Genomic DNA, 24129 nt, shown 5'->3' with positions numbered 1-24129 from the left:
ACGGAAGAAAATTTCGAGGAAAAGCCGCGAGCGGGAACGTTTTCGGCCTGGTTGGATGTTGACCCTGGTACGACAGCTCGTCGAGCTAGAGAAGAGGCGACGTGACTACTGTTCTGACCCCCGCGAGCCCCCTGACGGCGGCTGACCGCTGCGACCGGTGCGGCGCCCAGGCCTATCTGCGCGTCCTCCTGTCCAGCGGTGGTGAACTGCTCTTCTGCGCCCACCACGGACGCAAGTTCGAGCCGGAACTCAAGAAGATCGCCGCGGAAATACAGGATGAGACCGACCGACTGACGGCCGTCCCGGCCGGCGGTGGTGAAGAGGAACGCTGACACCTCGCATCCACACGACGAGCCAAGGGTCGGCCCGCTGACCGGCCGACGGGCGGCCACCCCGCGACACCGCGGGGTGGCCGCCCGTTCTCATGCCCTCGGGCCCCGGCCGGCCAGGCCGGCCGCCGGTCAGGGCGCCCGCCGGGTCGCGAGGGCGTCGGCGACCGGCTCCACCGCCGTACTGACCCGGGTGTAGACCCCCGGGTTCCCCGCCTTTCCGCAGCCGCTGCCCCAGGAGACGAGCCCGATGAGCCGCCCCTCGGCCACCAGCGGCCCGCCGCTGTCGCCCTGGCACGCGTCGTGCCCGCCCGCCGGGTCGCCCGCGCAGAGCATCGTGGTGGCCTCGTAACGGCCTCCCTGGGCCCCTGAGCCGCCCGGGTAGGCCCGCTCGCACTCCGCGTCCCTGAGGACCGTCACAGGCGCTGAGTGCAGCGCCTGTGCGTAGTCGCCGCCGCCCGTGGTGTCGCCCCAGCCCAGGACCGCGGCGTCCGTGCCGGGCGCGGTGGCGGGGTCACGCTCCGCCGCCGGCCGGATGGCGTACGCCGCGGGCAGCGCCCTCGACAGGGTCAGCACCGCGAGGTCCGCCGCGTTCGTCGCCGGGTCGTACGCGGGGTCGACGAGGACGGAGCGTACGGGCACCTCGTGCCCTCCCGGGCCGCGCAGCCGGTCGCGCCCGGCGATGACCCGCAGGTCCCGTACGGCGTCCGGGGCCGCGCCGAGGACGTCCCGGCCCATGCAGTGGGCGGCCGTCAGCACCTTCGTCGGCGCCACCACCACGCCCCCGCAGAACTGGCCCGCCCTCGTACCCCCGAAACGGTCACGACTGGAGAGCGCGACGACCCAGGGGTTGTCCTCGACCCGGACCTGCTTCCCTCCGATGATCACGCTGTCGGCGGTGGCGGAAGCGGGCGTACCGAGCGGCAGCAGGGCCCCCGCGGCGATCACGGCCAGACCTCCGGTCGACATGCGGGCAAGCGAACGGCGCATACGGGCTCCTGACTCTCGGGGGGTGCGGTGACGCTCGGTGGACAGTGATCTACCCAGGGTCAGTCACCCGGACGGGTCTCGCACCCCCGCGCACAGCGCGAAGACCCGGAGCCTGGTGGCATCCGGGTCTTCACTCGTGCTTCGCGCGCCCTCTGGCGCGTCGTGGACCGGTCCGGGTAAGGGACCGGTCCAACCGCTCCGCCGGACAGCGCCGACTAGTCCAGGTAGTCGCGCAGAACCTGCGACCGGGACGGGTGGCGCAGCTTCGACATCGTCTTGGACTCGATCTGACGGATGCGCTCACGCGTCACCCCGTAGACCTTGCCGATCTCGTCCAGCGTCTTGGGCTGGCCGTCGGTGAGACCGAAGCGCATGGAGACCACGCCCGCCTCCCGCTCGGAGAGCGTGTCCAGCACCGAGTGGAGCTGCTCCTGGAGGAGGGTGAAGCTCACCGCGTCGGCCGGGACGACCGCCTCGGAGTCCTCGATGAGGTCACCGAACTCGCTGTCACCGTCCTCGCCGAGCGGGGTGTGCAGGGAGATCGGCTCACGGCCGTACTTCTGGACCTCGATGACCTTCTCGGGGGTCATGTCGAGTTCCTTGGCCAGCTCCTCCGGGGTGGGCTCGCGGCCCAGATCCTGGAGCATCTGGCGCTGCACGCGCGCGAGCTTGTTGATGACCTCGACCATGTGCACCGGGATACGGATGGTGCGGGCCTGGTCGGCCATGGCGCGGGTGATCGCCTGCCGGATCCACCAGGTGGCGTACGTGGAGAACTTGTAGCCCTTGGTGTAGTCGAACTTCTCGACCGCGCGGATCAGACCGAGGTTGCCCTCCTGGATCAGGTCCAGGAAGAGCATGCCGCGGCCGGTGTAGCGCTTGGCCAGCGAGACGACCAGGCGGAGGTTGGCCTCCAGCAGGTGGTTCTTGGCGCGGCGGCCGTCCTCGGCGATGATCTCCAGCTCGCGCTTGAGCTTGGGCGCGAGCTTGTCGGAGTTGGCCAGCTTGTCCTCGGCGAAGAGACCGGCCTCGATGCGCTTGGCCAGCTCGACCTCCTGCTCCGCGTTGAGGAGCGGGACCTTGCCGATCTGCTTCAGGTAGTCCTTGACGGGGTCGGCGGTGGCACCGGCGACGGCGACCTGCTGCGCGGGCGCGTCGTCCTCGTCGTCGTCGGAGAGGACGAAGCCCTTGTTCTCGCCCTCGGTCTCCTCCTCCTCGCCCTTTCCTGCCTGGATCTCCTCGGTCGACTCGTCGCCGTCGACGACCTCGTCGGAGTCCTTCTTGCCCGCGGTCTTCTTCGCCGTCGTCTTCTTGGCGGCGGTCTTCTTTACGGTCGCCTTCTTGGCGACGGTCTTCTTGGCCGCCGCCTTCTTGGCGGGGGCGACGGAGTCGTCGGCGGCGGCGACGCCCTCCGCCGTCGGGGCGGCGGTGGCCGCAACGGTCTTGGTCACGGTCGTCTTGGCCGTGACCGTCTTGGTGGCGGTGCGCTTGACCGGGCTCTTCGCTGCGACGCTCTTGCGGGTGCGCTTCGGCGACTCCGCGGCACTGACCATCAGCGTCACACCCTCTTCCTCGAGGATCTGGTTGAGGCTGCGCAGAACATTCTTCCACTGGGTTGGCGGAATCTGGTCGGCCTCGAAGGCGCGACGCACGTCATCGCCGGCGATCTGCCCATCAGCCTTTCCCCGCTCGATGAGCGCCATCACAGACTCGGACTCGGCGATCTCCGGCGGGAGCGTACGGGATGTGCTGGCCGACACGAACAACCTCTCGGAACGATGGAAACGGCTTCCGGCCCCGCCCATGATCGGGCCGGAGCCGACGACCGTCGGCTGGGGATGTCGCCGACGACGCGGGCTGGACCTCGGAGACGAATACAGCGCCACATGTGGCGGTCGCATTCCCTCCTCGGCTGTCACCTCTTAGGTCATCGCCCTGCCTCCAGGAGTGTTACGCCCAATCCGCGTGGCCCGAGTCACACCCCATTTACGGCAAAGCAGCCAGAAGCGGGATTCACCGTCCCACCGTCGCGTCGCCGGACCTCCAGGTCCGGCGACACACGACGCGTACATCCCCGTACGCCCTGGCCCCGGGGAGCGCTCAGTGCTCGCGCGGCGCCGGTACGACACGCTCCACATCGGGCTGGACGGTGAGCAGTTGACGCATGGCCGATTCCGCGGCGTGCGCGTCCCCGGAGGCGAGGGCGTCGGCGATCCGCGCGTGGTGGTCGAGCGACACCTCCGTGGGCCGGTCACAGCCGGTGACCGGACCGCCGGAGACCTGGAGGGCGGCGGACACGATCCCCGAAAGGTGCTCCAGCATCCGGTTTCCGGCGAGCTGGATCAGCAGGGAGTGATATTCGGCGTCCGCCCGCGCGAAGGTGATCCCATCCCCCTGGGCGAGGGCGTGGCCCATGATCCCGACCATGTCCGCGAGACGCTGCTGCACATCGGCCCGGCCGTGGCCGGCGGCCAGCCGCGCGGCGAGGGGCTCGATCGTCCAGCGCAGCTCGCTCAGCTCACGGCGCTGGTCGTCGCGCTGCGGTCCGAAAGCACGCCATTCGATGATGTCGGGGTCGAGCAGATTCCAGTCACTGACCGGCCGGACCCGGGTACCGACATTGGGCCGGGCGCTCACGAGCCCCTTCGCCTCAAGAACGCGCAGGGACTCCCGCACCACCGTGCGGGAGACCTCGAAGCGCTGGCCGATCTCCTCGGGGACGAGCGGCCGGTCGGCGCCCAGATCACCGGAGACGATCATCTGTCCGAGCTGCTGGACGAGTTGGCCGTGCAGTCCGCGGCCCCGGCTGCTCGTCGTACGCCGTCCCACCCGGCCCAGATCGGTGTCGGCGCCGTCCCACACGGGTGCGGCCCTACGGTCGGCGTTGGGCGCCTCGGCGAAGGGGTAGCGGTCGAGTTCGCCCGGCTCGGCGAGGCCGGACTCGGCGGAGCGGGCGGCGGTCATCATGGTGTGCGCAAGGGTACTCACGCATCCTTTGTCGGCGTTGCTTCCACGCGCCTTGAGGTCTTTGGTGAAAAGCACACGAAAGGGTGATCGGCGCCCGCCCTTCGATTGACGCCTTATCGGAAAGAAGCGGGCTTTATCAGGGGAGTTACGGCCATGAGATGACTCTCCGGTCGTACGTGGTCACCAACGGGCCCTGCGGCGAAGGCCGGTGAGCAGATACGCGCAGAGCAGGGCCGACAGCGACAGGGTGAGCGCCGCAGCGACCGGTTGGGCCGCGAGTCTGAACGTCGCAGTCAGCCACTGGTCCGCCTGGTGCGGCCAGACCGGCCAGGCCATGTCGCGCAGTCTGCCGGGGAGTCCGGCGACGGAGCGCGTGGAGGGCCCGGCGAACGCCTTCTGCAGCAGCGGGACGACCAGGGTCGGTACGGCGACGACGGCGGCCATGCCGGCGATCGCGATCCGGAAGACCCCGGCGCCGAGCAGTCCCGCCCAGGCACAGCCGACCGCGAGTCCGGCCCAACCAGCGCCCAGAGAGACCCAGTTGTCCGGTACCGGGACGGCGTCGGCACCGTACACGAGGCGGAGCACCGCGCCGTCGGCGAGCACCGCGAGGAGCGCGAGGAGCAGGGCCGTGCCGGCCGTCACGGCGAGCTTGGCGAGGAGCAGGGCGAGACGGCGCGGGACGGTGCCGCGCGCGCCCGCGAGGGTGGGGTGGCGGAACTCGTCGCCGAAGGAGAGCGCGCCGAGCAGACCGGCTCCGAGGACGGCGGGCGGCAGGGGCAGGATGGCGGGCCAGGCGGCGAGCAGTCCGGGCAGCGGGGTTCCGCCGGTACGGCCGAGGGGGACGGCGAGGGCGACGGAGGCGAGCAGCACGGCGACCATGATCAACGGCGCGGTACGGACGCCGAACATGCGGCGCAGCTCGTAGCGGACGGGCCGGAGCGGGGAGCGGGCCGGGCGGCCGGGCAGGGGCGCCGGGAGCAGGGCGGGCCCGTCGGTGCGGGATCCCCTGCGGATTTCTGCGCGGCCCTCCGCACGGACCTCTGTACGGACCTCTGTACGGACTTCCGCGCGGGCCTCCGGAGCCGGGGCGGGGCCCGGCACGGAGCCGGACGGGGGTGCGAATACAGGTGCGGAGCCGGGTGCGGAGCCGGACGCGGACGACGGCGCCGGTCCGGGCCCCGGGCCCGTGTCGCCGATCTCGTCGGCGAGCTGATGGACGAGGACGCCGTGCCGGAAGGCGGTCTCCCCGATCTCCGGGCAACTGCTGCCGTAGACGGTGAGCAGGCTGCCCGCCTCGGCGACCACCTCGACGGAGCGCCGGCCCGCGCGGGCCTCACGGCTCAGCGCGTCGGCGAGCCGGGCGGCATGCGGAGTCCTGACGGCGACGCGGGGCCGCAGCCTGGTGCGGGCGAAGGAGGCGGTGTCCTGGTCGGCCACGAGACGGCCCTCGTCGAGGGTGACGACACGGTCCGAGACGCGGGCGGCCTCCTTGGGGTCCTCCGTGGTGTAGAGCACGGTGCCGCCCTGGCCCGCGTGGGCGCGCAGCAGCCCGTGCAGCCAGCTCTTCTCGCGCGGCGAGAGCTCCGCGGACGGCTCGTCGAGCAGCAGGGTGTGCGGGTCGCCCAGCAGCGCGACGGCGAGGCCGAGCCTGCGGTCCGTACCGAGCGACAGGGAGCCGAGCCGTTCGTCGCGCAGGGGGGCGAGCCCGACGACGTCGAGGAGTTCGTCGGCGCGGGAGGCGGGCACCCCGGCGGCGGCACAGACCAGCTTGAGCTGCCCGCGGACGGTACGCGCCGGATGGCCGGGCACATCACCGAGGAGCACGCCGATCTCGCGGGCCGGGTGGGCGACGCGGTGGAGCGGGCGCCCGCGGAAGTAGGTGACGCCGCGGCCCGGTTCGAGTTCGAGCATCAGCCGGAGCGCGGTGCTCTTGCCCGCGCCGGGGGCGCCGAGGAGTGCCGTGACCGAGCCCGGCCGCGCCTCGAAGGTCAGATCGTCCACGGCGGGCGGGAGATCTCGACGGGGGGAACTGGTCAGTCCGATGGCCTGGAGCATCGCTTCTCTCGCGGGGAGGTGAGACCGCTCGACGGCAGCGGGTACCGCAGCACGATAACGCGACATGTCCGATTTGCCAGGTAACGACCTGGTGCGCGATAGCCGGTGGATCAGCGAGCGGCGTCATGCGGGTTCGAATCCAAGGCGGAGGCGGAAGGCGACGCAGGAGCGGATGAGGTCTCCCCTGGTCGAGCGAAGCCGAGACCTTGGGGATGACCGACGCCAACGCCGGAGGCGGAGTCGCAGGGCGCCGGGAGCCCGCTGGCCATCGCGCACCAGGTCGTAAAAGGGGCCGTCCGGGCCCCGCCCGTCGGATCTCCCTGCCGGGCCCCGCGCGTCAGACCTCGGGGCGGAGCATCGGCGGGTTGAGTACGGTCGCCCCGCCCGCCCGGAACAACTGCGCGGGCCGGCCGCCCTGACGGGTGGTGGTGCCCCCGGACGGAACCAGGAAGCCCGGGGTGCCGGTGACCTTGCGGTGGAAGTTGCGGGGGTCGAGCACCACGCCCCACACCGCCTCGTACACCCTGCGCAGCTCGCCGACGGTGAACTCGGACGGGCAGAACGCCGTGGCGAGCGAGGAGTACTCGATCTTGGAGCGGGCCCGCTCCACCCCGTCCGCGAGGATCCGGGCGTGGTCGAAGGCGAGTGGGGCGGGCTGTTCGTCCTCCCGGGCGAACCCGCCCTCCTGGCTGAGCAGCGCGTCGACCGGGGCCCAGCGCGCGCTGTTGGCGTCTCCCCCGGCCCGGGGCGCGGGCAGGTCGGGCGAGAGCGCGAGATGCGCCACGCTGACCACTCGCATCCGGGGATCGCGCCCGGGGTCGCCGTACGTGGCGAGCTGTTCGAGGTGGGCGGCGTTCCCGGGCGCCGGGGAGACCGGGTCGTGGGCGCAGAGCCCCGTCTCCTCGACCAGTTCGCGCGCCGCGGCGCCCGCCAGGTCCTCGTCGGCCTTGACGAAGCCGCCGGGCAGCGCCCACCGTCCCTGGAAGGGCGGTTCTCCGCGCCGCACGACCAGCGCGCAGAGCGCGTGACGGCGCACGGTGAGCACCACCAGATCGACGGTGACAGCGAATGCCGGGTAGGCCGAGGGGTCGTAGGGCGCCATGCCGCGATCTTAGTCGTCTGCCTGACGATAAACACTCCTTCCGTCATTCACGCCCGCTGCTGTTCACACCTGCTGCCGTTCACGCCCGATGCCCTTCACGCCCGATGCTTCCCGGCGGTCAACGGCGGCTCCTGGTCCCGCGCTGTCCGCCGCGCCGTACCGCGCGGTCCTGGTCGTGTCCCGCCCCGGCGCCGGGGCGCGGCTGCTTCGGCTCGGGGGTCTTCCGTGCCCTGGGCGGACGCGCGGGGCGGGGCTTGGCTCGGCGGGCCGTGGCGCGCGGACCCGGCAGCGCGCGGGCGACGCGCTCCTCGCGCAGACAGCGGCGCAGCGTCTCGGGGTCCAGGCCCTCGTTGCACGCCTGGTGGAGCAGTTGGGCGAAGACGTACTTCGGGTCGAGGCGCAGGGCGAGCCCGAGGGCGACCCGGGCCCCCACGTCGTCCCCGGTGGACCAGGCGACCCAGCCGGCCAGGGTCAGCGGGGCGGTGGCGTGTTCCGCGTAGGGGCCGACGCAGCGGCGGGACAGCGCGCGCCAGAGCCGTAACGCGGGCGCGGCGTCGGGCCCCTCCATCCACTCCGCGGCCCGGTCCCGGGTCTCGCGGTCCTGGAGGCCGAGGATGACGGCGGCGGCCTCGTCGTCCCCGATGAGCCGGTCGTCCTCGGTGTCCGTGCCGGTCCGGTCGCCGGCCCCCGCCCCGACCAGCCGTTCGACGAGGGAGCGGGCCAGCGTCAGGGTCTCGGCGCCGACTTGTTCCCGGCTTCCGCTGATCAGGATTCTGGGCACGAGGGAGGCGCCGGCACGGTCGAGCGCCCGTTCCTGCGCCTCGACGGCGGCGGGGGTGGTCCAGGGCGCCAGCCGCGCCTCCATCTCGCGCAGCGACCCCCGCACCTGGACCCCGGCGTAGGCGGCGGTAGCGGCCATCACCGACGTGCCCGGCAGGGCGAGACCGGTCCCTTCGAGGGGACAGCAGCGCTGGTCGGGGCAGCAGTAGGACCAGAAGCGGCCGTCGGAGATGCAGAGCACCTCGTGCACGGGGACGTCGAGGCCGCCGCACGCGGTGCGCAGCCGCTGGGCGAGGGGGCGCAGCCGTTCCATCACCTGCCGGCCCGTCTCGCTGGGGCCCGGGTCCTGGCAGAGGAAGGCGACGATGCCGTCCGGACGGGCGCCCCGGCGCTCGCTGCCGTCGATCAGGCACTCGGCGAGCTGGTCGGCGACGGGCGGCCACTCCTGGGGCGAGCGGGGGATGCCGAGCCTGAGCCGCCCGCCGAAGCGTCCGCGCTCGCCGTGCAGGGCGACCATGACGACGGAGTCGGTGGGATGGAATCCGAGGAGATAGGGCAGGGCGTCGGCGAGCTCCGCGGGACTGCGCAGGGTGATCTGCTGCTGGTCGGCGGATCCGGTCGGTTCGTGGTGTTCGCGGTGCTGGTTCATGACTCGACCGTGCCGGATTCCGCCGGATCCCGCTGACCCTGTGGATAACTCTTTTCCACAGGCCGCCGGCCCCATTCGCGGTTTGTCGGACCCATCGGGTTGCATGGGTCCATGACCAACGCAGAACGCGCAGCTCTCCGGGGATCCGCCGACTCCGTCCTCGCCCGCCTGGTCGGTGACGCCACCGGCGCCGCGCGGCTGCGCGAGGACCAGTGGCGGGCCATCGAGGCGCTCGTCGCCGACCAGCGCCGTGCGCTGGTCGTCCAGCGCACGGGCTGGGGCAAGTCCGCGGTGTATTTCGTGGCGACGTCGCTGCTGCGGGCGCGGGGCGCGGGTCCGACCGTGATCGTCTCGCCGCTGCTGGCGCTGATGCGCAACCAGGTGGAGGCCGCGGCGCGGGCCGGGATCCGCGCCCGGACGATCAACTCGTCCAACGCGGAGGAGTGGGACGCGATCCAGGACGAGGTGTCCGCGGGCGAGGTCGACGTCCTGCTGGTCAGCCCGGAGCGGCTCAACAATCCCGACTTCCGCGATCAGGTGCTGCCCCGGCTCTCGGCGGCGACGGGCCTGCTGGTGGTCGACGAGGCGCACTGCATCTCCGACTGGGGCCATGACTTCCGCCCCGACTACCGGCGACTGCGCACGATGCTCGCGGAGCTGCCGTCCGGTGTCCCGGTCCTCGCCACGACGGCCACGGCCAATTCCCGTGTGAGCGCCGATGTCGCCGAGCAGTTGGGCACGGGGGCGGGGACGGACGCGCTGGTGCTGCGCGGCCCGCTGGACCGGGAGAGCCTCAGTCTCCATGTGCTCCGGCTGCCGGACGCGGCGCACCGGCTGGCATGGCTGGCCGACCACCTCGGTGAGCTGCCGGGATCGGGGATCATCTACACGTTGACGGTCGCGGCGGCCGAGGAGGTCACGGCGTATCTGCGGCAGTGCGGGCACACCGTCGCCTCGTACACCGGCCGTACGGAGAACGCGGAGCGGCAGCAGGCCGAGGACGATCTGCTGGGGAACCGGGTGAAGGCGCTGGTGGCGACGTCCGCGCTGGGCATGGGGTTCGACAAGCCGGATCTCGGGTTCGTGGTCCATCTGGGTTCGCCCTCCTCCCCCATCGCCTACTACCAGCAGGTGGGCCGCGCGGGGCGCGGGGTGGCCCACGCCGAGGTGCTGCTGCTGCCGGGCAAGGAGGACGAGGCGATCTGGCAGTACTTCGCGTCGGTGGCCTTCCCGCCGGAGGAGCTGGTCCGCCGCACCCTCGACGTCCTGGGGCGCGCGGACCGGCCGCTGTCGCTGCCAGCCCTGGAGCCGCTGGTCGAGCTGCGGCGGACGCGCCTGGAGACGATGCTCAAGGTGCTGGACGTGGACGGGGCGGTGCACAGGGTCAAGGGTGGCTGGACGTCGACGGGACGACCGTGGGTGTACGACACGGAGCGGTACGCATGGGTGGCGCGGCAGCGGCAGAGCGAGCAGCAGGCGATGCGCGACTACGCGGCGGCGTCGGGCTGCCGGATGGAGTTCCTGCGGCGTCAGCTCGACGACGAGGAGGCGGTGCCCTGCGGGCGGTGCGACAACTGCGCGGGGACACGTTTCGAGGCCAAGGTGACCGACGCCGCGCTCGACGCCGCCCGCGGCGAGCTGGGCAGGCCCGGGGTGGAGGTGGAGCCCCGCAAGATGTGGCCGACCGGTCTCGCCGCGGTCGGGGTCTCCCTCAAGGGGCGGATCGCGCAGGGCGAGCAGTCCTTCCCCGGCCGGGCCCTGGGGCGGCTCTCCGACATCGGCTGGGGAAACCGGCTCCGTCCGATGCTGACGGCGCGCGCCACGGACGGTCCGGTGCCCGACGACGTGGTGAGCGCCGTGGTGAGTGTGCTCGCCGACTGGGCGAAGGGGCCCGGCGGTTGGGCCTCGGGTGCCGAGGACGCGCCGCCCCGGCCGGTGGGTGTGGTCACGGTCGCCTCCCGTTCCAGGCCCCGGCTGGTGGAGTCGCTCGGTGCCCGGATCTCGGAGATCGGCAGGATGCCGCTGCTCGGTGCGGTCGCGTACGCGCCGGGGGCCGACGAGGCCCGGATCTCCCGCACCAACGGCGCCCAGCGGGTGCGGGGCTTGCACGAGACCCTGACCGTGCCGCCGGAGCTGGCGGCGGCGCTGACTGCGGCCGGCGGGCCCGTGCTGCTCGTCGACGACCTCTCGGAGAGCGGCTGGACGCTCGCGGTGGCCACCCGGCTGCTCCGCAGGGCCGGAGCCGAGGGGGTGTTTCCGCTGGTCCTCGCTGTTCAGAGCTGATGGGGTGCCGGGATTGTGGCGCCCGGCCCGCAAGGTGACGGGAGTGCGCAGGTATATAGCCCTCATATCTACGCATTTCCATCAGCAGCGCCAATTGCTCGTTGCCGCGCGCCCCCGCGCCGGTGAGAATTGGAACTGCCCCCGCACTGTCCCCTCGCGCTCCGCAAGGGCTGTGCCGCGGCGCGTCCCCGCCCGACCCTGCCCGCACCATGGGCGCGTATGCGAAGGGAGGAACGTGACCTTCGGATTCGCTCCGTCCGCAGCCACTTCGATCAGTGCTCAGGCCGCTTCCGTCAGCCGCCTCGCCAGAATGCTCGAACCCGCCGAGTGGGCCGCCGCCGGGATTCCGCTCCTGCGCAATCCCCGTGAGGTCGTCAGCGGTCTGCACAGCCGGCACGCGCCGACCCCGGCGACCGCCGTGGTGGCCGTGCTCGACCCCGAGGAACGGCTGGCCGCCAGCGCGTCGTTCGTGCCGCGCGCCGCGCCGGTGGACGGCTGGGAGTTCCGCAACGCGCTGCTGGCGCACCTGCGTCGGGTCATCCCGCACGACCTTCGTCGGCGCACGCCGGTGCGCACGGCTGTGCTGCTCTACTGCCGCGAGGGCGACGAGCGCTGGACGGAGGAGGACGGCGCCTGGATGTGGGGGCTGCGCGACGCGTGCACGCTGCACGGGCTGCGCTGCGGCGCGTACATCACGCTGACCCGCGGCGGCTGGCAGGTGTTGGGCGAGGGGCGCGGAGGCCGTCGCCCCAACTCGGAGTCGCCACCGGCGAACCTGGCGGAGACAGCCGACCCGGCCCCGTCACCGCTGCGCGGTGGAGGGGGCGCGGTGGAGGCACAGCGCCGTACCGCCGCGCGCTGAACGGCCGCCCGCGGAAAGCGGGGCGGCCGACGCGTACGTCCCTGCGGGCGGTTCCCCGAAGCGGCCCGGCCACCCACCTGAAAGGGGCGGCCGGGTCACCACCGGAACGTGACCACGCGGGCGCGCCCACCGGGCGCGCCGGTTGTCGTACGGCTCAGACGCCCGCGCCGAGCACGGCGTTGATCCGCTCGGCGTCACCGGACACCACGAGCAGCGCGGTGGCCCGGCCACGGGCCAGGGGCAGCGCCGTGGCGACGGCGTCGTCGTCACCACCGTTGACAACGACGACCACGACGGGCCGGGACTGTGCACGGGCGACGGCGGCGGCGTCCGCGAAGAACACGTCCTCGCAGGCGTCGTGCTGGGCCCAGTACGCGCTCTCACCGAACGACAGCTCGTGGGTGGCCCACGGGTGCTGTTCGCCGGTGGTGAGCACCAGGATGTCGCCCGGCGCCCGGCCCGCGTCCAGCAGCAGGTCGATCGCCTCCTCGGCGGCGTCCAGCGCGCCGTCCACAGGAGCCGGGATCACCTGGACCTGGGGGACGGCGGAAGAGGGGGAAGGGGCGGGGTCGGCGGTGCCGGACGCCTTCGGCTGACCGGCGGAGCTGTGCGAGCGCTGCGCCGGCGGCGCGGGCCTCGCGGGACCGGGACCCGGACGTCCGGGCCTCGGTGTCGTCGCGGAGCGCGGCCCGGGGACGGGACGCGGACCGGGTACGGGACGGGGGGTCGAAGCGGTGCGACCGGTGGCCGACGTGGCGCTGGGACCCTGGGCTCTCTCGTGAATCTGAGGCTCCTGAGGGATGAGAGGCATGACTGGATGTCTATCAAACACCGGCGCGAAAAGCATCGGTGGGTGGGCGCATTCGTGCCCGTGCCCGAGGCCGCGAGGCACCCGGGCGGGGGTTCGCCGGACGGGTCACCGGGTGTCCCGGGGAGGCCCGTGCCGGAAGTCTCACGTTCCGGGGCCGGACGTTCCGGAGCCGGATGCTCCGGACGCCGGACGGTCCGCTGTCGGATGGTCGACGGTCAGAAATCGAAGCCGAGTTGGCCCCCGCTTTCCGTCACGTCGGCCTGCGCGGGGACCCGGACCTTCTTGAGGTGCCGCCACCGGGGCAGCGCGTCGAGATAGGACCACGACAGCCGGTGGTGCGGTGTCGGTCCCCGTTCCTCCAGCGCCGCCCGGTGCACCGGTGAGGGGTACCCGGCGTTGGCGCCGAAGGCGAACGGTACGTACTCCTCGGACCCTGCGCCCAGTTCGGCCATCATCGCGTCCCTGCGCACCTTGGCGAGCACCGAGGCGGCCGCCACGGAGACACAGGACTGGTCGCCCTTGATGACCGTACGCACCTGCCAGGGTCCTCCGAGATAGTCGTGCTTGCCGTCCAGGATGACCGCGTCGGGCCGTACCGGCAGCGCCTCCAGGGCGCGTACGGCGGCGAGCCTGAGTGCCGCGGTCATCCCGAGGGCGTCGATCTCCTCCGGGGAGGAGTGCCCGAGGGCGTACGACGTGACCCACGCCTCCAGTTCACCGGCCAGCTCCGTACGGCGCTTGGGCGTGATGAGTTTGGAGTCGGTGAGTCCCGCCGGGGGTCTGCGCAGTCCGGTGACGGCCGCACACACCGTGACCGGACCTGCCCACGCTCCGCGTCCGACCTCGTCGACGCCGGCGATGATCCTGGCGTCTGTGGTGGCGCGCAGCGAGCGCTCAACGGTGTGCGTGGGTGGTTCGTACGGCATGGCACCTGCCAGGTTACGCCGCCCGCACCCCGCGCGACAGACCGGGTACCGGCCGTGCCGCGCGGCCGAGTCGGGCACACCGTCACGTACCGTCCCAGTCCGCCCGCGCGCGCAGCACGGGACCGTGATCCCGTCAGCGGTACACCCCCGGGCAGGAGACGTCGCTCCGCAGCCCGCGCTTCGCCAGCAGGTCGCGGGCCCTGCTCTCGCCGAGGCTGGTTGCGTACCAGGGCCCGTCCCCGTCCACCAGGTCGAGGTCGATCCCGCGCAGGGCGCACGAACGCAGCGGCTCGGGAAGCCGGTCCAGCGCCGGTACCGCGTCGGCCGACAACTCGCGGAAGTACTCGGTGTCGATCTTCTTGCTGTCCTCGTACCGCTGTACGTTCCGCTCAGCGACCAGCGCGTCCGGCGAGATCAGGCCGAAGGCGAGGACCCCGGCCCCGACACTCGCGGCGACGGCGCGCGGCAGCCAGCGGCCCCTGGTCGCGCCGGCCACGAGCATCAGGACGATCACGAGCCCGAGCCACAGCTCCACCGCCGCCACGGTGACCCGCAGCCGGGTCAGGCCGAACGCGTCGACGTACAGGTCCATCCGGCGCAGCGCGGCGGCGACCACGACGAGGGTCAGTACGCACAGGGCGCCCAGTACGGCGCGGACCAGGGCGGAGTCGCGCGCTCCGCCACGCGGGGCCCAGCGCCCGGCCACCACGATGACCACCAGAACCAGCACCGTGACCCACAGGAGCTGCCAGAAGCCTTGGCGCGCGTACTGAGCGGGCATCAGGCCGGTCTCCTTCAGCACCTTGTCGTATCCGCCGAGGAGCACCACGAGCTGGACGGCGATGAACGCCGCGAAGAGCAGATTGAGGACGATCAGCGGAAGCGCCCACTCCGTACGGCCGCGGGCCCGCCCCGGTCGTACGGTCACCCGGTCCCAGCGCAGCGGCGACGCGGCGGTGTGCGCGGCGGCCAGGGCGCCGAAGAGTCCGAGCGCGAAGAGGAACACCTGCCAGGGCCCTCCGGAGACGGAGACCTCGGGGGCGAGGGAGTCGAGGAGTCCGGCGAACGCCGCGTCGGCGCTGGCGAAGAGCGCGCCGAACACGATCAGCAGAACGGCGGCGACGGCGACCGCGCGCAGGACGGGGACCACCCGGCCCCGGGTCCCGCCCGCGCGCTCACGCAGACCGCTCAGGGCCCATACGGTGCCGGGGCCGATCGCGCCGAACAGCCCGGGCAGTCCGAACAGCACCCCTGGCCAGGTGCGGCTGCCGCCCAGCGCCAGCGCGCCGAGCGCCACGGCGGAGACGACCGCGAGGAAGGTGGGCAGACCGGCGTCCCGCAGCGCGGGCACGGTCAGCAGGGCCAGGCCGCCGATGGCCCAGACCAGCGTCCAGGGGCGGGGTGCCCGGCCCGCGGCCTGGGCGGCGAAGAACGCGGCGAGAGCGGCGGGAACGGCCACGACCAGCAGGTTGAGACCGAGCCCGTCGCGCAGCAGCAGGGAGCTGAGCAGCGCGGTCGCCAGGACCGCCCAGAGGGTGGCGGTCCTGATCCGCGCGGGCGGCTCGGGCCTGACCTCGGTCAGCCACGCGGGCGGTTCGCCGCGCTGGGGCTGCCACTGCTGCCACTGCTCCCGGTACTGCTGCCACTGTTCCCGGTACTGCTCCGGGCTCTGCCCCGCCTGGTCCGGCCGGGGCGGGGCGCCCTGGTACTTGCCGTACGTGTACGGCCGCGGGGTCGGAGCGGGCGGCGACGGCACCGCGTCCCGCGGTTCGGCGTCCGCCTCCCGCAGTTCCGCGTCCGCGTCGCGCGTCGCGGCTTCCGGTGCCGGGGCCGGCTCCACGGCGGGCTCGGGTGTGGACGGTGCATCTGGTGTGGACGGTGAATCTGTCACGGGACCCCCTCCCGACCGGGCCCGTTCGCGGCGGAGGAACGGCGCGCGGAACCCGGTGTCTCGTCGGCGCGCGCCGGTGGAAGATCAACACGGCGGCGTGGCCGAAGGGTAGGCACAGGTTTCTCGGGCTCATGCCTCCGGAAGGACGGCTGTGGCAGGGCCGTGACAATGAACGGCGCATATACCCCGTAAGCCGCACGCCCCGGCGCGCACGCCTGCCCGTGAGCCCCGCCCCGTCAGCGGGTGGCCGTCACCGTCAGCCACCCCGGCAGCGCCTCCGTACGCTCCCGCCAGTGCTCCGGCGCCGCCCCGCTCGCGCCCGCGGCCGAGATCACTCCCCCGACGATGGCGCAGTTGGTGTCGACGTCGCCGCCGACCTGGGCGGTCGTCCAGAAGGCCCGCTCGTAGTCGCCGAGCCCGCGCGCCGCGGACCAGAGGGCGAACGGCACGGTGTCGTGGGCGGAGGTGCGCCGCCCGCAGCCGAGCACGGCGGCGACGGTGCCCGGGTCGTCGTAGTCCAGCATGTCCCTGGCCCGGCGCAGCCCCGCCCCGACCGCGCTGCGCGGCACCAGCGCCACCACCCCGTCGAGCAGCGCCTCCGCCGTGGGCGGTCCGTCCGGGGCGGCGGCGAGGGAGGCCGCCGCGGCCACCGCCATGGCGCCCACGACGGCCTCGCGGTGCTGATGGGTGGTGTACGCGGAGATCTCCGCCTGGTGCGTGGCCTGCTCGGGGTCCTCCGCGTACCAGGCGCCGAGCGGCGCGATCCGCATCGCGGCCCCGTTGCCCCAGGAGCCCTGGCCGTCGAAGAGCCCGGCGGCCAGCACGCGCCAGTCGCCGCCCTCCCTGATCAGCCGGAGCATCCGGTTCACGGCGGGGCCGTAACCGCGGTCGAAGTCGTGATGCTCGGCGAAGGAGCGCGCGAGGGCGTCCTGGTCGACCCGGTGGTGGGCGGCCAGCACGGCCAGCACCGACGCGGCCATCTCGGTGTCGTCGGTCCACTGCCAGCCGCCGGGCGGCAGCTCTCGGCGCTTGAGGAGCGGATAGTTGGCGGGCACGAAGAACTGGGAGCCCAGGGCGTCTCCCACGGCCAGTCCCCGGAGGCTGGCCAGGGCGCGTTCGAAGCGCCGGTCGGATACGGAATCAGAGGTCATCGAACGGGCACTTTAGCCGGTACGGGCCTCACTTGCGCGGGTTTATACGGTGCGGCCGTACGGTTCCGGGACGCGCCACTGTTCGAACGGCCGGTCCAGGGTGTAGCGGCCGTCGGAGCCGATCATCAGGATCCGGTACTCCGCGTTGCCCGGGTTGGACAGCGACTCGAACTCCGCGACCGACCAGTGGAACCACCGCATGCAGAACAGCCGCATGGTCAGCCCGTGGGTCACCAGCAGGACGTTCTCCGGCGAGTCGGGCGTCTCGAAGCTGCGGTGCAGGGACTCCAGGAAGGCCCCGACGCGGTCGTAGACGTCGGCCCCCGACTCCCCCTGGGCGAAGCGGTAGAAGAAGTGCCCGTACGCGTCGCGGTAGGCCTTCTGGAGGCGTACGTCCTCACGGTCCTGCCAGTTCCCCCAGTCCTGCTCGCGCAGCCGGGGCTCCTCGCGTATCCGCACCTGGCCCGGGTCGAGACCGAACGCCTCGAAGGTCTCGTGGGTACGGCGGTAGGGCGAGACAAAGACACTGACCGGCTCCTGGCCGAACAGTTCACGCAGCCGTTCCCCCGTCTCCTCGGCCTGTCTGCGGCCCTTCTCTGTGAGCCTCAGGGCATGGTCGGGCTCGCGCTCGTACACCGTGTCATCTGCGTTCCCTTCCGACTCGCCGTGCCGGACAAGGACAATGCGCCGCGGTCGTGCCATGACACGACCCTAGATCGCCCGGGCCGCGACTGTGCGGCCACCCGGCACTCCGGGCGTCCGTACGGCCCCGTCAAATGGGTCCTGGACCGTGTTCACACGGTCCAGGACGGCTCCAGATCGATGACGTCCCCGGCCAGCGCCGCGACGTCCGTGGCCGTCTGGGCACGGAGCGTCAGCCGTTCGACCCGCTCGACGCGGTACTTGCCGTGCTCGGCCGCCGACTGCCACATGGACAGGACGATGAACTCATGGCCGGGCGCCTCCCCGAAGAGCCCGCGCAGCATCCCCGGCGAGCCGGCCATCGCGGGGTTCCACACCTTCTCCTGCATGAGGGCGAAGTGCTCCACCCGTTCCTCGTGCACCCGGGAGTGCGCGACCCGGACCACGTCCGCGTCGGTGAAACGCGGCTCGAAGCCGGTCTTCACGTCGAAGCGGTGGTCGAAGAGCTTGACCTGGATCTCCTTGTACGTCCCGAACTGCGAGGCGGACAGCCGGTCGTGCGAGCGCGCCATGAACGAGTCGTAGAACGCGCGGCTCTCCCAGAACGTGAAGACATGGACGACGCCCGGCCGCGACCTGCTCCATCCCCCGCCCTGCCCCCGGAACCCCGGCTCACCGAGCAACCCCGCCCATTTCCGCTGCCCGCGTTCAAAACCTCGACGGTCGATCACGGTGCAGCGAATCCACTTGACCAGCACCGCGCCATCGTACGGGGCGGGACGTGGCATCGGTCACGCCCGGACGGGACGCGCCAGGGGCTCCGCGGGGACGCCCGGCCTGTCGAGTATCGGCCAAGGTGGCGTCAACTGGCCAGATGGGGCAGCGGGTTGTCGGTGGCGCGGTCTAGCCTTGTGTGAAGGTCCGGAGATCCGCACCGGTTCCGCAGAGAGGGAAGACTGGTGAGCAGTTTCAACAGAGGCGTGTCCAAGATCGAGGTCACCCTCAAATGGGATCCAAGCCCCAGGGGCGAGACCCCCCACGACCTGGACCTCGTCGCCGCCACCTACACGTCGGACGCCCCGGACACACCCGCCTATCTGGTCCACTTCGGCAGCCGCTCCCCGGACGGGACGATCACGCTGGACCGCGAGAGCCGTACGGGCCAGGGCTTCGGCTCCGACGAGGAGATGACGCTGGAGCTGGACCGCCTCGGGTCGGACTACCGCCGCGTGGTGGTGGGGGTGGCCATCCAGCAGCAGGGCGGTCGCAGGACGTTCGGGGACGTGGCCAACTCCTCGGTCCGTCTGGCGGAGGGGTACACGGAGCTGTCGGCGCACGACTTCACGGCCGTGGACGACGCGACGGCGGCGACGTTCGCGGAGTTCACCCGCGACGGATCGGGCACCTGGCAGTTCCGCCCGGTCCTGCACGGCTTCGACACGGACCCGCAGTCCTTCGGCGCCCTGATGGGCACCGCCTGAGGGGCGGCGGGCCACTTCGGCCCACCGCCCCTCGGAGTGCTACGGGACTACCTCGTCACCGGACCGCCTCGTCACCGGACCACCTCGTCCACGTGGCGGTCGTCACGGTCGTGACGGTTCTGCCCGTCGCGGCCCGTTCCCTCGCGGCTCAACTGCAGCCGCTGGTGGAGCCGCAGCCCTCGCAGATGTAGCAGGACCCGGCCCGCTGCATCTTCGTACCGCAGGAGAAGCAGAGCGGGGCGTCGGCGCTGATGCCGAGCTGCATCTCGACCAGTTCGGCCGAGGTGTGCGCCTCCTTGGGTGCCGGGATCACCGTCGCCTTGGGCGCCGCCGCGGGGGCGGACTGCTGGGTGACCGGGCGGGGCGAGGCCGTGGCGGCCAGGCTCTCGGTGTCAAAGGCACCGTCCACGTCGAGGGCGGGCTCGTACGAACCGGTGTCCAGGTGACGCTGACGCTCCTCGGCCGAGTGGATGCCGAGCGCGGAGCGGGTCTCGAAGGGCAGGAAGTCCAGGGCGAGGCGCCGGAAGATGTAGTCGACGATCGACTGCGCCATCCGTACGTCCGGGTCGTCCGTCATACCGGCCGGCTCGAAGCGCATGTTGGTGAACTTGGAGACGTACGTCTCCAGCGGCACGCCGTACTGCAGACCGACCGAGACGGCGATCGAGAAGGCGTCCATCATGCCCGCGAGCGTCGAGCCCTGCTTCGACATCTTGAGGAAGACCTCGCCGAGACCGTCGTCCGGATAGGAATTGGCGGTCATGTAGCCCTCGGCACCACCGACCGTGAAGGAGGTGGTGAGGCCGGGACGGCCCTTGGGGAGGCGCTTGCGGACCGGGCGGTACTCGATGACCTTCTCGACGGCCTCGCGGATGGTCTCCTCTGCCTTCTCCGCGACCTTCTCGTCCTTCTTCTTCGCGGAGAGCGGCTGGCCGACCTTGCAGTTGTCGCGGTAGATCGCGAGCGCCTTGACGCCCATCTTCCACGCCTCGAAGTAGACCTCCTCGACGTCCTCGACGGTGGCGGTCTCCGGCAGGTTCACCGTCTTGGACAGCGCGCCGCTGATCCACGGCTGGATGGCCGCCATCATGCGGACGTGGCCCATCGCGGAGATGGAGCGCTCGCCCATCGCGCAGTCGAAGACCTCGTAGTGCTCGGTCTTCAGACCGGGCGCGTCGACCACCACACCGTTCTCGGCGATGTGCTCGACGATCGCCTCGATCTGCTCCGACTGGTAGCCGAGCCGGCGCAGCGCCTGCGGCACGGTGCCGTTGACGATCTGCATCGAGCCGCCGCCGACCAGCTTCTTGAACTTGACCAGCGCGAGGTCGGGCTCCAGGCCCGTGGTGTCGCAGGACATCGCGAGACCGATGGTGCCGGTGGGCGCGATGACCGACGCCTGGGCGTTGCGGAATCCGTTCTTCTCACCGAGGCGCAGAACGTCCTGCCATGCCTCCGTGGCCGCGGCCCAGACCGGGCTGTCCAGGTCGTCGACGCGGACGGCCACGCCGTTGGCGTCGGAGTGCTGCTTCATGACGCGCTTGTGCGGCTCGGCGTTGCGGGCGTAGCCCTCGTACGGGCCGACGACCGAGGCCAGCTCGGCGGAGCGGCGGTACGACGTGCCCGTCATCAGCGAGGTGATGGCACCGGCCAGGCTGCGGCCGCCGTCCGAGTCGTACGCGTGGCCCGTGGCCATCAGCAGGGCGCCGAGGTTGGCGTAGCCGATGCCGAGCTGGCGGAAGGCGCGGGTGTTCTCGCCGATCTTCTGCGTCGGGAAGTCCGCGAAGCAGATGGAGATGTCCATCGCGGTGATGACCAGCTCGACGACCTTGGCGAAGCGCTCGGACTCGAAGGACTGGTTGCCCTTGCCGTCGTCCTTGAGGAACTTCATCAGGTTCAGCGAGGCCAGGTTGCACGAGGTGTTGTCCAGGTGCATGTACTCGCTGCACGGGTTCGAGCCGTTGATCCGGCCGGACTCGGGGCAGGTGTGCCAGCGGTTGATCGTGTCGTCGTACTGGATGCCCGGGTCGGCGCAGGCCCAGGCCGCCTCGGCCATCTTGCGGAAGAGGGACTTCGCCTCGACCTCTTCGATGACGTCACCGGTCATCCGGGCGCGCAGCCCGAACTTGCCGCCGGCCTCGACGGCCTTCATGAACTCGTCGTTGACCCGGACGGAGTTGTTGGCGTTCTGGTACTGGACGGACGTGATGTCGTCGCCGCCCAGGTCCATGTCGAAGCCCGCGTCGCGCAGGGCGCGGATCTTCTCCTCCTCCTTCACCTTGGTCTCGATGAAGTCCTCGATGTCGGGGTGGTCGACGTCGAGGATGACCATCTTGGCCGCGCGCCGGGTGGCGCCGCCGGACTTGATCGTTCCGGCGGAGGCGTCGGCGCCGCGCATGAAGGAGACGGGACCCGAGGCGTTGCCGCCGGAGGAGAGGAGCTCCTTGGAGGAGCGGATCCGGGAGAGGTTCAGGCCGGCGCCCGATCCGCCCTTGAAGATCATCCCCTCTTCCTTGTACCAGTCCAGGATCGAGTCCATGGAGTCGTCGACGGCCAGGATGAAGCAGGCGGAGACCTGCTGCGGCTGGGGCGTGCCGACGTTGAACCACACGGGCGAGTTGAAGCTGAAGACCTGGTGCAGGAGGGCGTACGCCAGCTCGTGCTCGAAGATCTCGGCGTCGGCGGGTGCCGAGAAGTACTGGTGCTCCTCACCGGCCTTGCGGTACGTCTTCACGATCCGGTCGATGAGCTGCTTGAGCCCGGTCTCGCGCTGCGGGGTGCCGACGGCCCCGCGGAAGTACTTGCTGGTGACGATGTTGACCGCGTTCAACGACCAGAAGTCGGGGAACTCGACGCCACGCTGCTCGAAATTGACCGAGCCGTCGCGCCAATTGGTCATGACGACGTCACGGCGCTCCCAGGCCACCTCGTCGTACGGATGCACGCCAGGGGTGGTGTGGATCCGCTCGATACGCAGCCCCTTGCCGGCCTTGGTCCCCTTGGTGCGGGAACCCCGTGCCGAGCCGCTCGCCGTCTCTGTCATGCCGCCTCCCATATACGTACAAAAACGCCCTGTCGTGCCATGTTCTTCCCGTGGCACGGGGTGTGTGTCTGATGCCTCGGGCACGCGCACAGCGCACCCGTGACAGGTCTTGGTCGCCGCGGAGCGGCCGGGATCGAGCCGGCCGGTCAGTCCGCGGCGGTGGCGGGCACGGGGACCTCAAGGGCCTCGCCGGTGCCGCATTCCTCCGAGGGAGGCCGCTCGCGCAGTTCCGCGATGGCGGCCTCGAAGTCTTCGAGTGAGTCGAACGCCCGGTACACGGACGCGAAGCGCAGATACGCGACGAGGTCGAGTTCCTGCAACGGGCCGAGTATGGCCAGCCCCACGTCGTGGGTGGTCAGCTCGGCGCTCCCGGTGGCGCGCACCGCCTCCTCGACCCGCTGGCCGAGCTTGGCGAGGGCGTCCTCGGTGACCGGCCGTCCCTGGCACGCCTTGCGCACGCCGGAGATGACCTTGGTACGGCTGAAGGGTTCGGTCACGCCGCTGCGCTTGATCACCATCAGCGACGCGGTCTCCACCGTCGTGAAACGGCGGGAGCAGTCGGGGCACTGACGGCGGCGCCGGATGGACGTCCCGTCGTCGGTGGTGCGACTGTCGACGACCCGGCTGTCGGGGTGCCTGCAGAAGGGACAGTGCATGGCTCCCAACCCCTCCTTCACAGCACGACTGAATAGCCCCGCCAGGGCCCGGAAAGGGCCCCTCGAAGCATGTCCCAGCATAGGCGATGCGCTCGGGACCGAAGACCCGGGACCACAACTTCTGGGTGGCTGCGACAATCCAACCACTAGATCTGGGGTTTGACTGCATCCTAGGCCCCAGCGCGTGTCGCACGTCGGGGCGGGTGCGGCGGGGCCGCGGCGACCGGCCACGAGAGTACGGGAAGGGCGCGGCGCCGGGGATCGCGGGCCACCGGATGCGAGACTGGAGGGGCCCCGGACGGCGTACCGGAGCGCCCTCCGGGCGGCCGCGAGGAGCGCCCCGGACGCGAGCTCACGGAGGCCCCGGCGGGGGCGGAACCGGCCGGGAGACAGGGGACGGAACCGGGCCGCGAAACGACGCGGAACGGGCCCCGGACCGCCTGCCGCACGGTGGCATCACGGCGGCGTCTCACCCGGAAGAACCTGCTCATACACCCAGTCAGCCGCCCACGACAGACACTCCGCAATTTTTCACTCGAACGTGTGTTTGGCGCAACCTTTCGAAAGCTACTACCGTTGTCCAGCTAGGGAGAACATTTCGAGAGGGGCCACCGTGACCACCACCGCAGACAGTGCCACCATCACTGCCCAGGACCGCTCCCAGGGCCGACTCGATCCGGTGCATGCCATGAATGTGAATGACACAGCCTCGAACCCGGAGGGCGCCAAGCCCACCCGTTCGATGCCCGGCCGACCTCCAGGGATCAGGGCGGACAGCTCGGGTCTCACGGACCGGCAGCGCAGGGTGATCGAAGTCATCCGGGACTCCGTGCAGCGCCGCGGATACCCGCCCTCGATGCGGGAGATCGGCCAGGCCGTGGGGCTCTCCAGCACCTCGTCGGTGGCGCACCAACTGATGGCCCTGGAGCGCAAGGGCTTCCTGCGCCGCGACCCGCACCGGCCGAGGGCGTACGAGGTCCGCGGGTCGGACCAGCCGAGCACGCAGCAGACGGACACGACGGGCAAGCCCGCCGCTTCGTACGTCCCGCTGGTCGGCCGGATCGCCGCCGGTGGACCGATCCTGGCGGAGGAGTCCGTCGAGGACGTCTTCCCGCTCCCCCGCCAACTGGTGGGCGACGGCGAGCTCTTCGTACTGAAGGTCGTCGGTGACTCGATGATCGAGGCAGCGATCTGCGACGGCGACTGGGTGACGGTCCGCCGCCAGCCGGTCGCGGAGAACGGTGACATCGTCGCGGCGATGCTGGACGGCGAGGCGACGGTCAAGCGCTTCCGCCGCGAGGACGGCCATGTCTGGCTGCTCCCGCACAACGCGGCGTACCAGCCGATCCCCGGCGACGAGGCGACCATCCTCGGCAAGGTGGTCGCGGTCCTGCGCCGGGTCTGAAAGGGCGACGGAGTGCGCCGGGCCCCGCAGGGGGCACGGCACGTACGGGGAATGCGCCGCCCGCGCCGTTCATACGGTCGGCACGGCCCACGGCGCAGCAGGA

General features: G+C 71.7%; 19 protein-coding genes. 5 read left to right on the top strand and 14 right to left on the bottom strand.

Translation table 11 applies throughout. The features are described 5' to 3' along the window. Positions 1-101: 101 nt before the first annotated feature. Positions 102-332, top strand: coding sequence for a hypothetical protein (locus ACIBJC_RS37045; protein WP_114662714.1), 231 nt, complete (start codon positions 102-104; stop codon positions 330-332). A 129-nt stretch (positions 333-461) separates the two neighbouring features. On the opposite strand, the gene ACIBJC_RS37040 is transcribed toward ACIBJC_RS37045, so the two are convergent. From ACIBJC_RS37040 to ACIBJC_RS37015, 6 genes are all read right to left on the bottom strand, one after another. Further along, a complete protein-coding gene (locus ACIBJC_RS37040) occupies positions 462-1319 on the bottom strand; it encodes a S1 family peptidase (protein ID WP_399300621.1) in 858 nt (285 codons plus the stop codon). A gap of 215 nt (positions 1320-1534) precedes the next feature. Then, positions 1535-3079, bottom strand: coding sequence for an RNA polymerase sigma factor (locus tag ACIBJC_RS37035; protein ID WP_399300618.1), 1545 nt, complete (start codon positions 3077-3079; stop codon positions 1535-1537). A 340-nt stretch (positions 3080-3419) separates the two neighbouring features. Beyond that, entirely contained in the window at positions 3420-4307 is an 888-nt protein-coding gene (locus ACIBJC_RS37030; protein WP_399300615.1) for a FadR/GntR family transcriptional regulator, read from the bottom strand. A 159-nt stretch (positions 4308-4466) separates the two neighbouring features. Further along, positions 4467-6344, bottom strand: coding sequence for an ATP-binding cassette domain-containing protein (locus ACIBJC_RS37025; protein WP_399300612.1), 1878 nt, complete (start codon positions 6342-6344; stop codon positions 4467-4469). A gap of 337 nt (positions 6345-6681) precedes the next feature. Further along, positions 6682-7446: an NUDIX domain-containing protein gene (locus tag ACIBJC_RS37020; protein WP_399300609.1), complete on the bottom strand. Its 765-nt coding sequence runs from the start codon at positions 7444-7446 to the stop codon at positions 6682-6684. Between the two features lie 118 nt (positions 7447-7564). Beyond that, a complete protein-coding gene (locus ACIBJC_RS37015) occupies positions 7565-8875 on the bottom strand; it encodes a DUF4192 domain-containing protein (protein ID WP_399300606.1) in 1311 nt (436 codons plus the stop codon). A gap of 111 nt (positions 8876-8986) precedes the next feature. Between ACIBJC_RS37015 and ACIBJC_RS37010 the strand changes: the two genes are divergently transcribed. Next, positions 8987-11158 (top strand): RecQ family ATP-dependent DNA helicase, encoded by a 2172-nt coding sequence (locus ACIBJC_RS37010; RefSeq protein ID WP_399300603.1) that lies wholly within the window; start codon positions 8987-8989, stop codon positions 11156-11158. A gap of 235 nt (positions 11159-11393) precedes the next feature. Continuing rightward, a complete protein-coding gene (locus ACIBJC_RS37005) occupies positions 11394-12020 on the top strand; it encodes a hypothetical protein (protein WP_399300600.1) in 627 nt (208 codons plus the stop codon). Between the two features lie 154 nt (positions 12021-12174). On the opposite strand, the gene ACIBJC_RS37000 is transcribed toward ACIBJC_RS37005, so the two are convergent. The 6 genes from ACIBJC_RS37000 to ACIBJC_RS36975 form a co-directional block, all read right to left on the bottom strand. Beyond that, the gene (locus ACIBJC_RS37000; protein ID WP_399300597.1) at positions 12175-12831 is read right to left on the bottom strand and encodes a hypothetical protein; all 657 of its coding nucleotides are present in this window, start codon (positions 12829-12831) and stop codon (positions 12175-12177) included. Positions 12832-13046: 215 nt separating this feature from the next. Continuing rightward, a complete protein-coding gene (locus ACIBJC_RS36995; RefSeq protein ID WP_329822529.1) occupies positions 13047-13757 on the bottom strand; it encodes a ribonuclease HII in 711 nt (236 codons plus the stop codon). Positions 13758-13890: 133 nt separating this feature from the next. After that, positions 13891-15648 carry a DUF4153 domain-containing protein gene (locus ACIBJC_RS36990; protein WP_399300594.1) on the bottom strand — a complete coding sequence of 586 codons (1758 nt, stop codon included), beginning with the start codon at positions 15646-15648 and terminating at the stop codon, positions 13891-13893. 236 nt (positions 15649-15884) lie between these two features. Next, entirely contained in the window at positions 15885-16799 is a 915-nt protein-coding gene (locus tag ACIBJC_RS36985) for an ADP-ribosylglycohydrolase family protein (RefSeq protein WP_399300591.1), read from the bottom strand. Between the two features lie 42 nt (positions 16800-16841). After that, complete coding sequence (locus ACIBJC_RS36980) at positions 16842-17501, bottom strand: histidine phosphatase family protein (protein ID WP_329822532.1); 660 nt, start codon at positions 17499-17501, stop codon at positions 16842-16844. 92 nt (positions 17502-17593) lie between these two features. Then, positions 17594-18199, bottom strand: a complete 606-nt coding sequence (locus ACIBJC_RS36975; RefSeq protein WP_399300588.1) for a YdbC family protein — start codon at positions 18197-18199, stop codon at positions 17594-17596. Between the two features lie 201 nt (positions 18200-18400). On the opposite strand from ACIBJC_RS36975, the gene ACIBJC_RS36970 reads away from it, so the two are divergent. Then, positions 18401-18922 (top strand): TerD family protein, encoded by a 522-nt coding sequence (locus tag ACIBJC_RS36970; protein ID WP_399300586.1) that lies wholly within the window; start codon positions 18401-18403, stop codon positions 18920-18922. Between the two features lie 148 nt (positions 18923-19070). Here the strand turns inward: ACIBJC_RS36970 and ACIBJC_RS36965 are convergent, their stop codons facing one another. Together ACIBJC_RS36965 and nrdR are read right to left on the bottom strand one after the other, a co-directional pair. Beyond that, entirely contained in the window at positions 19071-21965 is a 2895-nt protein-coding gene (locus tag ACIBJC_RS36965; RefSeq protein WP_399300583.1) for a vitamin B12-dependent ribonucleotide reductase, read from the bottom strand. 146 nt (positions 21966-22111) lie between these two features. Continuing rightward, positions 22112-22621, bottom strand: coding sequence for a transcriptional regulator NrdR (nrdR, locus tag ACIBJC_RS36960; protein WP_399300581.1), 510 nt, complete (start codon positions 22619-22621; stop codon positions 22112-22114). Positions 22622-23234: 613 nt separating this feature from the next. On the opposite strand from nrdR, the gene lexA reads away from it, so the two are divergent. Beyond that, positions 23235-24026, top strand: coding sequence for a transcriptional repressor LexA (gene lexA / locus ACIBJC_RS36955; protein ID WP_329822537.1), 792 nt, complete (start codon positions 23235-23237; stop codon positions 24024-24026). The last annotated feature ends 103 nt before the right edge of the window (positions 24027-24129 follow it).

It is taken from the genome of Streptomyces sp. NPDC050509 (genome assembly GCF_044457965.1).
Classification (GTDB): domain Bacteria; phylum Actinomycetota; class Actinomycetes; order Streptomycetales; family Streptomycetaceae; genus Streptomyces.
This window is presented reverse-complemented; position numbering and strand designations above follow the sequence as displayed.

Coding starts and splice junctions, on each gene's coding strand:
- ACIBJC_RS37040 (WP_399300621.1), bottom strand. CDS start 1,319: ATGCGCCGTTCGCTTGCCCGCATGTCGACCGGAGGTCTGGCCGTGATC.
- ACIBJC_RS37025 (WP_399300612.1), bottom strand. CDS start 6,344: ATGCTCCAGGCCATCGGACTGACCAGTTCCCCCCGTCGAGATCTCCCG.
- ACIBJC_RS37020 (WP_399300609.1), bottom strand. CDS start 7,446: ATGGCGCCCTACGACCCCTCGGCCTACCCGGCATTCGCTGTCACCGTC.
- ACIBJC_RS37015 (WP_399300606.1), bottom strand. CDS start 8,875: ATGAACCAGCACCGCGAACACCACGAACCGACCGGATCCGCCGACCAG.
- ACIBJC_RS37010 (WP_399300603.1), top strand. CDS start 8,987: ATGACCAACGCAGAACGCGCAGCTCTCCGGGGATCCGCCGACTCCGTC.
- ACIBJC_RS37000 (WP_399300597.1), bottom strand. CDS start 12,831: ATGCCTCTCATCCCTCAGGAGCCTCAGATTCACGAGAGAGCCCAGGGT.
- ACIBJC_RS36995 (WP_329822529.1), bottom strand. CDS start 13,757: ATGCCGTACGAACCACCCACGCACACCGTTGAGCGCTCGCTGCGCGCC.
- ACIBJC_RS36985 (WP_399300591.1), bottom strand. CDS start 16,799: ATGACCTCTGATTCCGTATCCGACCGGCGCTTCGAACGCGCCCTGGCC.
- ACIBJC_RS36980 (WP_329822532.1), bottom strand. CDS start 17,501: ATGGCACGACCGCGGCGCATTGTCCTTGTCCGGCACGGCGAGTCGGAA.
- ACIBJC_RS36965 (WP_399300583.1), bottom strand. CDS start 21,965: ATGACAGAGACGGCGAGCGGCTCGGCACGGGGTTCCCGCACCAAGGGG.
- nrdR (WP_399300581.1), bottom strand. CDS start 22,621: ATGCACTGTCCCTTCTGCAGGCACCCCGACAGCCGGGTCGTCGACAGT.